The 16,373-nt window shown below is 39.4% G+C and carries 10 protein-coding genes and 7 tRNA genes; 5 read left to right on the top strand and 12 right to left on the bottom strand.

Features of this window, described 5'->3' with window-relative positions; all coding sequences use genetic code 11:
• Positions 1–108: 108 nt before the first annotated feature.
• The 10 genes from A9479_RS00780 to A9479_RS00735 all read right to left on the bottom strand — a co-directional run bounded on the left by A9479_RS00780 (position 109) and on the right by A9479_RS00735 (position 6,948).
• Positions 109–3,192 carry an efflux RND transporter permease subunit gene (locus A9479_RS00780; RefSeq protein WP_064662456.1) on the bottom strand — a complete coding sequence of 1,028 codons (3,084 nt, stop codon included), beginning with the start codon at positions 3,190–3,192 and terminating at the stop codon, positions 109–111.
• Positions 3,189–4,385, bottom strand: coding sequence for an efflux RND transporter periplasmic adaptor subunit (locus tag A9479_RS00775; protein WP_024600853.1), 1,197 nt, complete (start codon positions 4,383–4,385; stop codon positions 3,189–3,191). Before A9479_RS00775 ends, A9479_RS00780 begins: the two co-directional genes overlap by 4 nt.
• Entirely contained in the window at positions 4,382–5,791 is a 1,410-nt protein-coding gene (locus A9479_RS00770) for a TolC family protein (RefSeq protein ID WP_058154219.1), read from the bottom strand. The genes A9479_RS00775 and A9479_RS00770 overlap by 4 nt, the downstream gene beginning before the upstream one ends.
• A gap of 306 nt (positions 5,792–6,097) precedes the next feature.
• Positions 6,098–6,173 (bottom strand) — tRNA-Phe (locus A9479_RS00765).
• 40 nt (positions 6,174–6,213) lie between these two features.
• Positions 6,214–6,289, bottom strand: a tRNA-Thr gene (locus tag A9479_RS00760).
• A gap of 59 nt (positions 6,290–6,348) precedes the next feature.
• Positions 6,349–6,424: transfer RNA gene (locus A9479_RS00755), tRNA-Phe, on the bottom strand.
• 40 nt (positions 6,425–6,464) lie between these two features.
• Positions 6,465–6,540, bottom strand: a tRNA-Thr gene (locus A9479_RS00750).
• 59 nt (positions 6,541–6,599) lie between these two features.
• Positions 6,600–6,675 (bottom strand) — tRNA-Phe (locus A9479_RS00745).
• 49 nt (positions 6,676–6,724) lie between these two features.
• A tRNA-Thr gene (locus tag A9479_RS00740) sits at positions 6,725–6,800 on the bottom strand.
• Between the two features lie 72 nt (positions 6,801–6,872).
• Positions 6,873–6,948: transfer RNA gene (locus A9479_RS00735), tRNA-Phe, on the bottom strand.
• 306 nt (positions 6,949–7,254) lie between these two features.
• Between A9479_RS00735 and A9479_RS00730 the strand changes: the two genes are divergently transcribed.
• On the top strand, positions 7,255–10,038 hold the full coding sequence (locus A9479_RS00730; RefSeq protein ID WP_064662454.1) for an ATP-binding protein: 2,784 nt from the start codon (positions 7,255–7,257) through the stop codon (positions 10,036–10,038).
• A 58-nt stretch (positions 10,039–10,096) separates the two neighbouring features.
• Here A9479_RS00730 and A9479_RS00725 read toward each other — a convergent pair whose 3' ends face one another.
• Together A9479_RS00725 and mutY are read right to left on the bottom strand one after the other, a co-directional pair.
• Positions 10,097–10,369: an oxidative damage protection protein gene (locus A9479_RS00725; protein ID WP_013464143.1), complete on the bottom strand. Its 273-nt coding sequence runs from the start codon at positions 10,367–10,369 to the stop codon at positions 10,097–10,099.
• Between the two features lie 33 nt (positions 10,370–10,402).
• The gene (gene mutY, locus A9479_RS00720) at positions 10,403–11,464 is read right to left on the bottom strand and encodes an A/G-specific adenine glycosylase (protein WP_064662453.1); all 1,062 of its coding nucleotides are present in this window, start codon (positions 11,462–11,464) and stop codon (positions 10,403–10,405) included.
• Positions 11,465–11,614: 150 nt separating this feature from the next.
• On the opposite strand from mutY, the gene trmB reads away from it, so the two are divergent.
• The 4 genes from trmB (at position 11,615) to arcA (ending at position 16,366) form a co-directional block, all read left to right on the top strand.
• Entirely contained in the window at positions 11,615–12,340 is a 726-nt protein-coding gene (trmB, locus tag A9479_RS00715) for a tRNA (guanosine(46)-N7)-methyltransferase TrmB (protein ID WP_016900625.1), read from the top strand.
• A gap of 36 nt (positions 12,341–12,376) precedes the next feature.
• Entirely contained in the window at positions 12,377–13,402 is a 1,026-nt protein-coding gene (locus A9479_RS00710; RefSeq protein WP_064662452.1) for a methyltransferase, read from the top strand.
• Positions 13,403–13,585: 183 nt separating this feature from the next.
• On the top strand, positions 13,586–15,190 hold the full coding sequence (locus A9479_RS00705) for an ATP-binding protein (protein ID WP_028834378.1): 1,605 nt from the start codon (positions 13,586–13,588) through the stop codon (positions 15,188–15,190).
• 459 nt (positions 15,191–15,649) lie between these two features.
• The gene (arcA, locus tag A9479_RS00700) at positions 15,650–16,366 is read left to right on the top strand and encodes a two-component system response regulator ArcA (RefSeq protein WP_008110444.1); all 717 of its coding nucleotides are present in this window, start codon (positions 15,650–15,652) and stop codon (positions 16,364–16,366) included.
• The last annotated feature ends 7 nt before the right edge of the window (positions 16,367–16,373 follow it).

The following is a 16,373-nucleotide window of genomic DNA, read 5'->3' as shown; positions in this document are numbered from 1 at the left end:
CCTAGTTATTATAAAAAACACCGAACTGAATTTTTACAGTCCGATGCTTTACTTACTAGTACCTGAAACTTAGTGCCTGAAACCTCTACTTATCTATGTAGTCTGCACTTACTTAAACCAGCCTTGAAAGCGCTCCATCAGCATATAGTTAACCGGAACGAGTAATAAGGTTATAAAGGTCGCAAATATAATCCCAAAACCTAGGCTTACTGCCATAGGAATTAAAAACTGCGCCTGAGTCGCCTTTTCAAACAGCAGCGGCATTAAGCCTATAAAGGTGGTTAAACTAGTTAGCATAACCGGTCGAAAACGCGCTACGCCGGCGGTTTTAACAGCTTCCATTAAATCGAGCCCTTCACTGCGCTTTTTATTAATAAAATCAACCAATACTAACGAGTCGTTCACCACGACCCCAATTAACGCGAGCATTCCCAGCAAACTCATAATGGTAAGCTCCATAGCCATGATCCAATGGCCAATTACTGCGCCAATCATGCCAAAAGGAATAATGCTCATCACCACCAGTGGCTGTAAGTACGATTTAAAGGGAATTGCGAGCAACCCATAAATTACAAAAAATACAAATACCATTCCCCACAATAATGAACCAAACGATTCGCGCTGCTCTTTGGCTTCACCTTCTAATGAATGGCTTACACCTGGGTATTGTTGCACAAGTTCATCTAAGTAGGTTTTTAAATCAGCTTGAAGCACGGTCATATTGGTATCGGTTTTTTCTACATCCGCCGACACATTAAGAGTACGGTAACGATCAATACGGGTAATGGTTGATGGGCTTTGACCCGGTACTAAAGTGGCCACGTGTGACAGCGGCACTCGCCCACCATTAGGCGTTTGTATTAATATATCTTTTAAATCAGCAACTGAGCGCCTTTCATCTATAGGTAAGCGCACCATAACGCGCACATCATCACGCCCGCGTTGAATGCGCTGTACTTGTACACCAAAAAACGAGTTACGCACTTGTCTTGATACATCAACTCTATTTAATCCAAGTGCAAGCCCTTGCTCTGTTAGCTCTATTTGTAGCTCTTCTTTACCATCAGACATGCTATCGGCAATATCAAACACGCTTGGATAAGTGGCCAATCGTTGTTTAATTTGCTCAGCCACTGTTTGCAGTGTGCTAATAGAATTACCCGATAATTGAATATCAATTGGGTTTGAGCTTCTACCTATTTCTGCTCTAAATGTGAGACTTTCAGCCCCTGGGATCACCCCTATTAATTGCCGCCACTCTTTTACCAACTCACGCGAACCAATATCAGACTCACGTTGTTCTGCTGGGGTGATTTCAAAGCGCACACTACCCGAATTAGCCGCACCGCCTCGCCCGCCAGTGCTGGCTAAAATATTAAGGATAATACTTTGCCCTGTTTCTTCATCTTGATACTTACGCTGAAGCTCTCTGGCTTTATCTGACATATCAATAATGTATTTATTCGTGACTTCAAACGGTGTTCCCGCAGGAAAAGTTAAATTAACCCGAACTGTTTCACTGGGAATACGTGGGAAGAAAATAAACTTAGTCCAACCACTGGTTATCATGGTTAAAATAATTAAAAACACGCCCATAAATAAACTGACTGTGGCCAGTTTGTTGCGTAGCGCTAGCCCTAATACGGGTTGGTAATATTTTAAAATGGCATGCTCAAAACCATCTGCAAAACGTTGTTGGAGTTGCTCTAATTTAGAACCTTTGCCTTTTTGCTGGCGCAGTTTGATATATTTTAAATGCGCTGGCAGCACAAATTTAGATTCAATCAATGAAAACAATAATACCGGAATAACCACCACCGGAATTTGCGCAAAAATAGCGCCTCGTGCGCCTTCTATAAAACCTAACGGTAAAAAAGCGGCCACGGTGGTTAACACGCCAAATGTAACTGGCGTGGCTACTTCTTGAGTTCCTTTTATAGCAGCCTCTTCGCCCGATTTGGCGGTTTTTAAATGGGTATACACGTTTTCACCGGTAACAATGGCATCGTCCACCACAATCCCTAGCACCAATATAAAACCAAATAAGCTGATCACATTTATGGTCACGCCAAAGGCGGCCATTGCCATAAACGCACCCATAAATGAAACTGGAATACCAATAAATACCCAAAACGCGATGGCAGGTCTTAAAAATAATGTCAGTAACCCCAGTACCAAAATACCGCCCTGTAAAGCATTGCTAGTTAGGGTAGCAATACGGCTTTTTACTACCTCAGAGTCATCATCCCAATAGCTTAAATAAAACCCTTGCGGTAAATTAGCTTGCTCACTGGTAATATAGTTTTTAACTGCATCGGCCACTTCTATCGCACTTTGCGGACCAATGCGGTACACATCGATAAATGCGGCTTGTTTGCCATTAAAGCGGGTGCGCACGGGGGTTTCTTCAAAATCATCGTTAATGGTTGCAATATCACTTAAGCGAATAATAGTGCCATCGGCTTGATTTTTTATCACAATGCTTGCAAATTCATCTTTGCGGTAAGCTTGCCCTTTAGAGCGAATAAGTACATCGCCGCCCTCTGTTTTAAGGTTTCCTGCTGAAATATCAGAACTTGAATTGGCAATGGCACTGGATATTTGCGCCAAGGTTAAATCGTATTGGCGCAGCGTATCTTGGCTTACTTCGATTGCCAGCTCATAATTACGTACGCCACTAAGTTCAACTTGGGTAATCGCCGGAATACGCAGCAATTCATCACGGACTTGCTCTGCATATTCTAGGGTTTCTTTTTCGTTGTAGTCACTTGAAACAGTGACTGCTATTACTTCACGCTTACGCTGGATTAACCCTATTACTGGTTTTTCTGCATCGGCTGGAAAGGTATTAATGGCATCGACACGGCTCTTTATATCCGCTAACAATTCACGCTCGTCGTAGCCAGTGTCAACCTCAACGCTCACTTGTGATGACCCCTCAGAAGAGCGGCTCGATATTTGTTTAATACCTTCGAGATCTTGTAATGCTTCTTCTATTCGTATGGTGACCCCTTTTTCAGCATCTTCTGGGGTTGAACCACGTAAACTCACACTAATATTTATACGATCAGAAACAAACGAGGGAAACACCTCTAACGGTAACTTAGAAGACAGGCTGAATAGGCCGCCCAACACAATACTAATTAGCAGTAAGTTGGCAGCCACATGGTTACGTGTAAACCAAGCTATCATGGCTGCTCTCCTGGTTTTTGTGCTTTAAGAGTCGCATCCATTATCTGCACTGGCGTACCTGAACTCACTTGACCCAGTGGCGTCAGCACTAATTGACTACCCGCTTCAAGACCTTTACTCACAATGCCTTGCAGCGCATTTTGCCACGCTAAAGCAATATTTTTACGCTGTAGTGTGCCATTTTCAACCACATAAACATAACTGCCTTGATATATCGCACTATTGGGAATAACGAGTACCTGAGAGGCGACTTTACCATTAATTTTAGCTTTAACGTATTGCCCTATTTTTACTGGGTATTGATTATCACTGGTTGATTTATAAGGGTCATTAATTTTAGCCACCACATACAATTGCTGAGCACTTTCATCTATTGCGCCCTCAGTACGAATAAGTTGGCCTTGCCATTGTTGCTCGCCAATTAAATCTGAAGTGAAATTAACCGCTGAGCCACGCTGATTTTTAGCACCATCTCGATATTGCTCAGGTAAATTAATAAAAGGCAGATCTTTATTCTTTATCGGTAAGCGTATTTCAACACTGTCGGTTGCATAAATTGTCGCCAACTGCATATTGTTAGATACCACCTGACCTAAATCAACGCTGCGGTTTAATACTCGCCCAGCATAAGGGGCTTTAATTTTAGTACGTTCAAGATTTAGTTGCGCTTTTTCCAATTGTGCTTGTGCTGACAAAACCTGTGCTTGCGCTGCAGCTAGCTGTGGCTTTCTAAGTACTAAAATACTCGGTTCAGACTCATTGCCTAAACGTTGCCAATCAGTAAGCGCTTGTCGGCCTCGCGCTTGCTCTTCTAATAAGTTTTGCTCGGCATTGAGCAAATTAGCTTGTGCTGATTTAACTTCTGCTTTTAAATCGCGATCATCTAACTGAAGTAACACATCGCCTTTTTCAAAAAAGCCGCCTTCGCGGAACTGCTCATTTATATCAATAATCAGTCCAGAAACCTGAGCCACCAACATACTTTGAGTTCGTGGTTTAACCGTGCCAAAGCTATCAATTTCAACGGGGTAGTCAATTAACTGCAATGGTTTTACCGCTACATTAATTTTTGCTTTTGGCGGTGCTGAAAAACGTGATGCTTTAGGCGGGTTTCCTTTAATAAACATCACCAAAAAAATGGTCGCTATAATGATAGCTGCGGGAACAATTATTTTTTGTTTATTGAGTTTCATAGTGCTTGCTCATCCTGTGCGGATCTTGATTTTGCAAAGTCGCCCCCAAGAGCAACATGTAATTTAATGCGATTTGTGAGTAATTGGTTTTTAATTTCAATCAGTGAACTTTGTGCATCAAACGACCGTGCTTGTGCATCTAATACGGTGGTGTAGCTCACTAAACCACTTTGATATTGTTCAAACGATAATTGCTCTGCTGCTAAGGCATTTTCTTGTGCCTGCAAGGTGCTTTGGTAGCGTGCCTTTAAAGATTGTTGTTGGGTAATAGCATTTTCAACATCACCAAATGCATCATATAAAGATTGCAGATAGGCTTGCTCTTGCTTTTGCGTTTGTAAACTGGCTATTTCCTCGTTCGCAGCGAGTCGCCCAGCGTCAAAAATAGGCGCTGAAATACTACCAATAAGTGACCACGCAAGACTTGAAGCAGAAAATAAGTCGCTTACCCTGTTAGTGCTATCGCTTAAACCTGCCGCTAAATTTAAACTCGGAAAACGCTGTTTATGCGCATACGCAAGCGAAGCGTCGCTGGCTAATAACTGATACCAACTAGCACGCAACGCAGGTTTGCGAGTAATAAGCTCCGACGGTAAACCAAGAGGAATGTCGTCATTAATTACAGGTAGGTCGTTATTCGCTGCTATCAATCCTTTTGGATACTCCCCCAATAAACGCTCAAGACTACGTGCAGCTTGAGTCAAATTTGCTTTTTGGGTTGCTATACGGGAGCGTTCATTGTTTAACTCATTGCGAGCTAAATAAACATCTAACGCTTCATTTAAACCTTGGCGATAACCCGACTCAATAATCTCAAGGTTTTGCTGGGCGTTAGCTTCTCTGCGCTTAAACAAATCAAGTAATTGCTCTGCACTGATTAAGTTAAACCAATTTGTTATAACATCTGCAATAAGCTGTTGTTTAGTTTGCTCATAGCGAGCTTGCTGAGCAAGGTAGTTGAGGTTGTCTCTGCGCTTTGCATCAGAGAGTTTACCCCATAAATCAATTTCATAGCCTAACTCTAACGATACAGAGCTTGAGTTATTATAACTAACCGGACGATTATCTTTGCTCCGTCCTACTCGCGTTGAAATATCTAAACTGGGCCATAAAGCGGCACCGGTGACAATTAATTGCTGTTTTTGTATTTCTACATCAAAACGGTTTTGCAATAGTTGCTGATTGTTTTTTAGCGCTTGAGTAACTAGCTGCTTTACTGTTGGTGAAGCAAGTTTATTAAACCATGTGTCGTTGACAGCAACTACTGATTCAACAGCTGTTTGTTGCCACTGTTCTGGGAGTGTATTCGGTGCTTGCTCACGTAGTTGCGGGTTTAAGTTACTCGCACAACCACTTAGCAGCATAATACTTATTGCCAATAAAGATGGCTTATATTGCCACATTATGTTTAAACCTGATTAATGCTATTTATGAATGTTATTCAAGCACTTTAGCAAACTTTGCTCAATTGACTTTACATAACATTACATACTTTGCGATGAAATTATAAGTGCCGTAGATACGCCAAGTATTAACATATTGATCACAAATTAATAAACAACCTAATTTTTAGCCAAAAAAGCTGAATAAAGTTCTCAAAGAGGTACGAAAAGGACAGAGGGACTTACTGTTTATGACGTGCTGGAAAAATAGAGCAGGATAGAAAAAACTTAGAAACAAAAAAGCCCCGCATATGCGAGGCTTTGTATAAATGGTGCCTCGACCCGGAATCGAACCAGGGACACGAGGATTTTCAATCCTCTGCTCTACCAACTGAGCTATCGAGGCACTTAAACAGTGCAATAGTTAAATTAACTATTTAAATAAATGGTGCCGACTAACCGAGTCGAACGGTTGACCTACTGATTACAAGTCAGTTGCTCTACCAGCTGAGCTAAGTCGGCACACTAAACTGTGTGCTAAGGCACTTTATCAATTTTAAAGATTGATAACTTTTAATAAATGGTGCCTCGACCCGGAATCGAACCAGGGACACGAGGATTTTCAATCCTCTGCTCTACCAACTGAGCTATCGAGGCACTTAAACAGTGCAATAGTTAAATTAACTATTTAAATAAATGGTGCCGACTAACCGAGTCGAACGGTTGACCTACTGATTACAAGTCAGTTGCTCTACCAGCTGAGCTAAGTCGGCACACTAAACTGTGTGCTAAGGCACTTTATCAATTTTAAAGATTGATAACTTTTAATAAATGGTGCCTCGACCCGGAATCGAACCAGGGACACGAGGATTTTCAATCCTCTGCTCTACCAACTGAGCTATCGAGGCACTTTAAACAGTGCTAGTGAACTGCTTTAAGCAATTTCACTTTTATAAATGGTGCCGACTAACCGAGTCGAACGGTTGACCTACTGATTACAAGTCAGTTGCTCTACCAGCTGAGCTAAGTCGGCACACTAAACTGTGTGCTAAGGCACGTGTAATAACGTTTAATCTTATGATTTGAAACACTATTACTTTAATAATGGTGCCTCGACCCGGAATCGAACCAGGGACACGAGGATTTTCAATCCTCTGCTCTACCAACTGAGCTATCGAGGCACTTAAACAGTGCTAATTAAAAATCTTAACGGATTTTCAATGCAATTCCCAGCTAGCTCTACTGACTGGCTATCTGGGCGTGCGGCGTATTAAACGAGTTTTGCCCCTACAAGTCAACTTTTTTTTTATTCTTTATAATCGTTTGAACGGTTTTCAAACAACTCGAGGCTATTTTCGTTAATACAGTGTATTTATCCAACAAAAGAGTTTAAAAAACGTAGTGAATTATTTTTTTTAGGTGTTACGATTGAATAATAACTTTCGGTACAGGCTTACCGTTTTAATAATAAGACCACAGGAAAACTCATGCAGAGTAAGCTCTCTTCAGCAATAAAAGGCCTACTACCTTTATTCTTAGTTAGTAACCTTATAATAACCGCATTATTTGTAGTCGCCTTTGCGCTTTATTCACAAAGCAATGCTGATAACAATGCATCTGCTCCAGCCTCTAGTGTATCGTTAACAAAACTTGCTGAACGTCTTGAGCAGCCTTTAGTAGAAGCATTAACAATATACGGGCAAGACAAGGTCACACAATTACTCGATATCACCACCTTACTCAATGATGATTATAAATATACGCTCCACCGTTTTAATGCCAATAATCAAGCCGAGTTAGTTTATAGCAATAACAGTAAAGCAATTGCGCCTTTAGCTGTTAATAAACATATTAAAGAACAAAATACTCTTCATCATTTAATCTCATCAGAGGGACAGGTAATTGGAGAGCTTATTATTGAGCAAACACAGCCCTCAGTTGCACCATCAAATCAACACTCACCACTAAATGCCTATTTTGTTGCCTTTGCTGCACTGGTAGTGCTGTTTGTATTAGCACTCATGTTGAATAAGTACATTAACAAGCGATTACATAAAAATACTGATTCACTCACTCAAGAACTAAAAGAAATTACGCAAAATGATAACTATCAAAGCACCCTAAATGAGCAACTCGAAGGTGGTTTAGAAACGGTAGCTCAACAAATTAATTTATTACTCAAAAAGGTGAGTAAGGTTCAAGCTGACGATCAAGCGGCGAAAAAAGAATTAAAAAAATTACAAACAAGCCTTGAAACAGAAGTACAAAGCAGAACCTTTGAGTTAGAAAAACAAACGCAAAAAGCGCTAAAAGCCAGTGAAACTAAAACCACCTTTTTAGCCACTATGAGTCATGAAATAAGAACACCAATGAATGGTGTAATTGGTACCATTGATTTACTTCGTCAAACCGAACTTGATGGTGCACAGCAACGTTTAAGTACAATTATTCGTGAATCCGCATTTTCGTTACTAAGTATCTTAGATGATATTTTGGATTTTTCTAAAATTGAAGCAGGAAAGCTCAATATAGATCCGACTCCCTTTTCTGTTGCAGATACGCTAGAAGAAGTCGCAAAGGTGTTATCGTCAGTTGCAAAAAATCGTCACCTAGAACTCGATTTATCAATTGCACCCGATATTCCTAATAACCTTATGGGCGACTCTGTCAGGGTTCGCCAAGTACTTTATAACTTATGTAGCAATGCCATTAAATTTACCAGCACTAACGGCTCTACTCAAGGTAGGGTGAAAATATCGGTTGAAGTTGCACACAACACTGCCGATCATTTTACACTCCGTTTTTGTGTAGTTGATAACGGTAAAGGAATGAGTCAGTCTCAATTAAGGAAAATATTCAGCCCGTTTACTCAAGCTGAAAGCTCAATTACCCGAGAATTTGGCGGTACAGGACTTGGGCTTTCAATTTGTAAAAGCTTAACCGAGCTAATGCTTGGTACTATACATGTTACAAGCCATGAGGGGATTGGTAGTGAGTTTACCGTTGAACTGCCTTTTTCAACGGCAGGTAAAACTGAATTTGCTCATAAAAATACACTCAATAATAAACATGTTGTTGTTGTTAGTGACAATGCTGAGCGCGGCAAGGTAATTTATCGTTACTTGTCATTCATGGGTGCCAAAATAACCTATGCCCATGAGCAAAAAGATATAGAAGATCATCAAGACACAAAGGATATTATTTGGGTTGTCGATGGTATTGACGACATGAGCAGTATTAGCACTTTGCTAAGAAGTTTACTTTACTCACTAGAAGATAATAATCAGCAAATGGTGGTATTAAGTAAGCTAGATGAAGCCGTTATTAATCATGAAAATATTTTTTATATTAATGCTTCACCACTGTGTAAATCTAACTTTATGCTTTCAATTTTGGTTGCGGCGGGCTTACATAAACCTAAGCAAATAAAAAAAGCTAAAAGCATGAATCATTACTTAAATTCAGAAGAAGCACTCGCTGCAAATAGGCTTGTTTTATTGGTAGAAGATAACTTACTAAACCAAGAGGTACTTACCGAGCAGTTACACATATTAGGGTATAGTGTGGAAGTAGCGAATAATGGTGAGGAAGGCATAGAGATGTGGCGTAAAAACAGCTATTCGCTCATCCTAACCGATTTACATATGCCGAAAATGTCTGGCTACGATATGGTTGAAAAGATTAGAGAAGAAGCAGCACTGTTAGAAGCAATCGACGCCCAACCTTATATTATTGCTGTAACAGCCAATGCCTTAAAAGGCGAAAGAGAACGCTGTTTAGCTGTGGGAATTAATGACTTTATAACTAAACCGATTGAGTTAAATGCGCTTGAGGACATATTAAATCAATGGAGCGATTTAGATAATAAACAGCCAAAACAAATTAGCTCAGCTGAAAAGCCAGCCATGCCTATTAACATGGAGTCTGCCAACAAATATATAAATGGCGATGATGCTAAAAAAATTCGCTTCTTTAAAATGTACTTAGAGCAAAGCCAAGAACAAATTAAATCAATCAACTTTGCGGTACTACAAAAGAGTCAAAGTGAAATTATAGCTGCCTGCCATCAATTGAAATCTATATCAAAAACAGTGGGGGCTAATATTGTGGCTGATTTAGCGCAGTCATTTGAGGATAAGTGTAAGGCTGATGAAATCAATGCCGATGAGTTAATTGAGATGAGAGATGAGCTCGAAATTGAATATTCAAGAGCAGCACAATTTTTAAAAGAACAAATTAGAAACCACGATCAACAAGATGACTTGATTTAACTAAACTGTTCATAGGTATGCACAACAAAAAAGGGCTTTTATAGCCCTTTTTTAACGATTATTTTTCTACTGGCTTATAGCCTTCAATCTCAACCTCTTTGCCTTCAAATAAAAAGCCAACCATTTGCTCTTCTAAAAAGGTACGATGTTCTGGGTCCATCATATTTAAATGCTTTTCGTTGATCAGCATCGTTTGTTTATGCTGCCACTGTCCCCATGCTTCTTTAGATATATTATTAAAAATCTTTTCGCCAATTTCCCCAGGATAAAGTTGAAATCCAAGGCCTTCAGCTTCTTTTTGTAACTTTTGACAAAATACAGTACGTGCCATGATTTATTCTCTCTAACGCTAAATGCTGCTAGTTTAACCTATTGGGCTCATTTGTTTAACCAACTTTTTAGTCGGTGCAGCTAAACCCACCTCTATTGATTGATCAAGTGGATACCATATTAATTGCTTGTCGTTCACCACATCAGGGATTTGCTGAACATTGAGCACATGTGGGTTTATGGTTAGCTCAAAATGTGAGAACACATGGCTAAAAGGCGCTAATATCTCAAGCTCATTTTTTAGCCCTTGTTGTGCTAAAAAAGTGTCGAGCTCATTGTGCTCATTAAATTCAAAAAATCCAAATAATCCGCCCCAAATACCGCTACTTGGGCGCTTTTCCATGAGTACTTTGTCGTCATGTTTAATAATTAACTGATGACAACTTTTTTTAGGCACTGCTTTTTTAGGTTTAGAATGTGGAAACTCTTTAACCTTACCCGCATTAAAAGCACCACATTGTGTTTTTAACGGGCATGCTTCACAGTCAAAACGACTTCGTGAACAAAGGCTTGCCCCTAAATCCATCATAGCTTGATTAAACTCAGTCACATTATTTTTAGGGGTGAGTTGTTCACTTAAATGCCACAGCTGATTTTCTACCTTTTTGACGCCATACCAACCTTCAACCATGAAAAATCGTGCAAGCACTCTTTTTACATTACCATCAAGAATAGGATGATGCTGCCCCAACGATAAAGATAAAACAGCACCGGCAGTGGAGCGCCCTATTCCGGGTAAATCCATTACCTCTTCAAGTGTGCTGGGAAACTGGCCTTGATATTTGTCTCGCACTATTTTGGCCGTTTTATGTAAGTTGCGCGCGCGTGCATAGTAACCTAGACCAGTCCAGTGATGCAGAACCTGATCTTCATCAGCATTTGCTAAAGCAATAATATCGGGAAAGCTTTGCATAAACTTTTCGAAATAAGGAATAACAGTCACAACTTGGGTTTGCTGCAGCATCACCTCAGACACCCATACTTTATAAGGTGTTTTAGCTAATTGCCATGGCAATGTTTTGCGCCCATGGAGATGATACCAATCAACTACTTGGTTAGAAAACCAATCAGACTGCTGCTTTTTTAAATCCAACATATTTACTTTTTTACTAATGCTTAATGGCGGCTCAGTCTATTGTAGTTGTTGAAAAGATCAAGCTATAACGCCCTAGAGCTTGTCAACCCCGCGCGGGTCAGGGATAATATGCAACCATTTTTAAACACATTGTTTTGTCAGGCCAATAATATGAGTGAATCAAGTAACAACAACCTTGAGCAAGCTAAGCAAGAAGGTAAGTATATCCGCACTATTCGTAGTTTTGTAAAACGCGAAGGCCGATTAACCAAAGGCCAAGCCGCTGCAATCGAAAAATGCTGGCCAACAATGGGGCTTGAGCATAAAAACGGCCTGCTTGATTTAAACGCAGTATTTGGCAATGACAATGATGTAGTGTTAGAAATTGGCTTTGGTATGGGCAAGTCATTGGTTGAAATGGCAAAAAATGCACCACATCTGAACTTTATCGGTATAGAAGTACATCGCCCAGGCGTTGGCGCGTGCTTAATGGATGCCGACGAAGCAGGCGTTACTAATCTTCGTGTATTTGAACACGACGCCGTTGAAGTCCTTGCAGATTGTATAAGTGATGAAAGCTTATCGACCTTACAATTGTTCTTCCCTGATCCATGGCACAAAAAGCGTCACCATAAGCGCCGTATTGTACAAACTGAGTTTGCAGAAAAACTACGTTCTAAATTAAAAATTGGCGGCGTTTTTCATATGGCAACCGATTGGGAAAACTATGCAGAGCATATGCTTGAAGTAATGCAAGCAGCACCTGGTTTCAAAAACCAATCAGAGACTAACGACTATGTACCTCGTCCTGATTTACGTCCGCTGACTAAGTTTGAACAACGTGGCCATCGTTTAGGCCATGGCGTATGGGATTTAATGTTCGAACGTACTAAATAACCGTTAATTAAATAATCAAGTAAGGTAAAGCCATTTATGAGCGTATTAACCAATCCGAGCCTATTATTACTTCGCAACAGCGAGGAGCTAAAAGGTAAATCAATATTGGTGGTCAACTTTGTTCAAGATGGCTTTTTAAATGAGCTAAAAACGCTCAACCCACAAAGTAAAATAACGGCTTTTAGCTATAACCATGCAAATGGTGAATTTGCTAAAAACATATCGGGTATAAATGTAGAAGTTAATCACACGATTAACGCCGGTGAATATGATTTAGTAATTCTTTATTACCCCAAGTCTAAGCCCGAGCTATTAATGGCATTAGACAACATACGCGCAGTGATAAGTAAAGAAGCTGAGCTGCTAGTCGTTGGCGAAAACAAAAGCGGTGTAAAATCAATTGAAAAGCAACTCGCCAATAAAACGGCGTTTAGTAATAAAATTGACTCTGCAAAACACTGCGTTTTATATTCATTTTCAGAAATAACCCTGAATTCAACATTTGATATTAGTACTTACCGCAAAGAGTTTGTGGTAAACGTAAGTGATATTGAGTTTACTGCTGTAAGTATTCCTGGCGTGTTTAACCATGGCGGCCTTGATGCAGGCACTAAAATGCTATTAGAAAATGCACCAAATATAAAACACGGTAACGTTCTTGATTTTGGTTGTGGCGCGGGGCTTATTGCTACGTTTTTAGGGCTAAAAAATCCGGCTCTTACATTTACATGTAGTGATGTAAGCGCACTGGCTGCCTATGCAACAACACAAACGCTTAAACTTAATAACGTTAATGGTGAAGCCGTACTGAGCGATGGTTTAAACAGCATTGCAGGTAAGTTTGATTTAATTATTAGTAACCCACCATTTCATACCGGTATTGCAACTGACTACACAGTGGCCGAATCATTTTTAAATAATGCCAAACAGCACCTAACTAAAACAGGTAAGCTCACTATTGTTGCTAATAGCTTTTTAAAATATCCACCTATTTTAGAAGCCCAATTTGATAGTTATCAAACGGTGTTTAAGAATAATAAGTTTGCTGTATACAGTAGCTAAAACTAATTATTAATCCCCTATCAAAACATAAATATGCGGTATATTAGCCGCATATTTACTTTATGACGTAGATTAACTAAGAATAAATAGTGTAATTAAGCTAATCTTTTTGCTTCACTTTTTCCTGTTTTTGCTAAACTAGTATTTATTACATTCACAATTGACACGGATGACCCTCTCGCAATGCCTAAAACTGTAGAGCAAAATAGCATTCGTAGTATATTGTTTAAAACCATCATGCTTATAACAGCCATCTGTTTGCTATTATCTCTTTCTATTTCTACTTACTTAAGTACACAAGAGCAAAAAAAGCAGCTCATTAGTAAACTTGTGCTGGTGTCAGAGATCATTGCCTTTGATGCAATGCCGTCATTACTGAATAAAAATAGACCTGCAGAAGAAAGGCGGTTAAAGCTTCTTCAGCAAGTATCATCGGTTACAAACTTACATATTTATGCGCTAGATGAGCAAACAAGAAAACCAGTATTTTTTACCAGTTTTAATGCCCGAAAATCGCCACCTGTACCAATCAAAACAGACAGTATTAACGACTTTATAGAACCCCAAGTAGGTGATGAGTTTATTGAGTACATTACTCCAATACTCAATAATGATCAGTTACTGGGTTATGTGTATATTAGGGGCAGCTTGGATAACTTAAATGAGCTTATCACTAAAAAAATTATAATTGATATTGCCATTATCGCTTTAATACTTATCTTCATCTCTTTGATTATTTTAAGGCTACAAAAAAGGATAGCCAGCCCAATAGAAAACTTAAGCTTGTTACTGCAAAACATAGCTAAAAATCATAACTACTACGCCCGGGCGCCTTTAACAAACTTAACTGAAATAACCCGGCTTTCTAATAGCTTAAATGTAATGCTGGCGCGAACACAAAGACAAATAGAGCGCCACGAAGAAGATAAAAAAGAAATTAAGCTACTAAACTCAAATCTTGAAGAAAAAGTAAGCCAACGAACCATCGCGCTCAGAGAAGCAAATAAAGAGTTGCTATCTACACTTGAAAAGATGCACCAATACCAAACTCAAATTGTCGAAAACAAAAAAATGGCTTCATTAGGGCAAATGGTGGCAGGTGTAGCTCATGAGGTAAATACCCCTATAGGGCTTGGGATCACCGGTTCTACTTTACTAAGGGATAAACTCGCGGAGCTACAAATTAACTTTCAAAATAAGTCATTGACTGCCAGTCAATTTGAGCAATTTACTAACGATGGCATTGAAAACTTAGACCTCATCTACAGTAGTTTAAACCGTGTCGCAGAGCTTATTTCTAACTTTAAAAAAGTGGCCGTGATCAAAGATGATGAAATCACTAGCACCGTTCACTTACAGCAGCTCATAAACGATACATTATTGTCTATGGGGCAAGAATTAAGAATAAAAAATCCTAAAGTTCTTATAAATTGTCCAGCAGATTTAACCGTTGAAAGTAAAAAAGGGCCACTGCAGCAAGTTTTCCATCAACTAATTTTAAACTCCCTACTACACGGATTTGTAGCTGGCGGTGACAATGTAGTGCAAATTGATATTGTGGCAACAAACACAAAAACACAAATTACCTACACCGATAACGGCCTAGGTGTAGAGAGCAATATAAGAGCGAAAATTTTTGACCCCTTTGTTACTTCAAAACGCGGTCAAGGAGCCAGTGGTTTAGGCATGCATTTAGTTTACAACTTAGTGACCCAGGCTTTGGCTGGAGAGATTGTGTTAGATACTGAGTATCAATCAGGAGCACGATTTATTATTACGCTATTTTAAAAAGTGAAATAAATCCGTTGTCTGCTCTTGAATTACGACTTTATGACCATACTAAGACAGCACTCATTGAACAGTTGTACCATTAATGTTGTATTTTCACACAATTAATGAACTTAATTGTGTTTAACATATCACATACATTGATGAAAAATTGTAAAGTGATATAATTTCGTTTTGAATTAGTCTGATTATTTTAAGTATCTTTAGGTGGTTGATGGATGTATCAATTATTAAAGGGAAATGGCTTCGACTTTATAATTCAAATTATACATCCAACGTTAAGTATCAATTAAGCCGCGGTTTTTAATAATACGTCAAAGTAGGTTTGGGCGCGCAGCTGTTTTTATCTAATTTGTTTTTACTTGTTAACATTTAGATATAATCCTATAATTCTAGTAGTCGGTTTTGATGATCACACCGATTTTAAAATAAAACACACTCCAAAAAGGTTAATTAAAAATGCAAACGCCAGTCATTCTGATCGTAGAGGATGAAGACGTAACTAGACTAAACCTCGTTAGTTTATTTGAAGCCGAAGGTTACAAAGTTATTGAAGCCATTGATGGCGATGATATGCATGATAAGCTTACAAATAACGATGACGTCAATCTTGTAGTTATGGACATCAACCTGCCAGGTAAAAACGGGCTTATTTTAGCTCGCGAATTACGCCAAAAACGCAAAGTTGGTCTTATTTTCTTAACAGGCCGTGACAACGATGTAGACCGTATTTTAGGTCTTGAAATTGGTGCTGATGACTATATTACTAAGCCTTTCAACCCGCGTGAATTAACTATTCGTGCTCGTAACTTAATTACGCGTACTGCATTAGGTGGTGAAGAGTCTGCTATTGAAACAAATGGCGTGATCACCTTTAACGGTTGGGAACTTGACGAAAACAGTCGTTGCCTTACTTCTCCAAACGGAGACGCGAAACGTCTACCTAAAGGCGAATACAGAGCACTGCGTTTAATGCTTGACTCTCCGGGTCGTATATTTAGCCGTGAGCAACTAATTAAACACATGACTGGCCGAGAGCTTCGCGCTAACGACCGTACGGTTGACGTAACAATTCGTCGTATCCGCAAACACTTTGAAAGCGACAACTCAACATCTGAGTTAATCAGCACCATCCATGGTGAAGGTTACCGTTTCATTGGTAAAATCGACAGCTAATTAGTTA

Origin of the sequence: Pseudoalteromonas sp. MQS005, from assembly GCF_001661605.1 — a bacterium.
GTDB classification, from domain to species: Bacteria; Pseudomonadota; Gammaproteobacteria; order Enterobacterales; family Alteromonadaceae; genus Pseudoalteromonas; species Pseudoalteromonas tetraodonis.
Note: the sequence above shows the minus strand (reverse complement) of the source record. Positions and strands in the feature narration are given on the sequence as shown.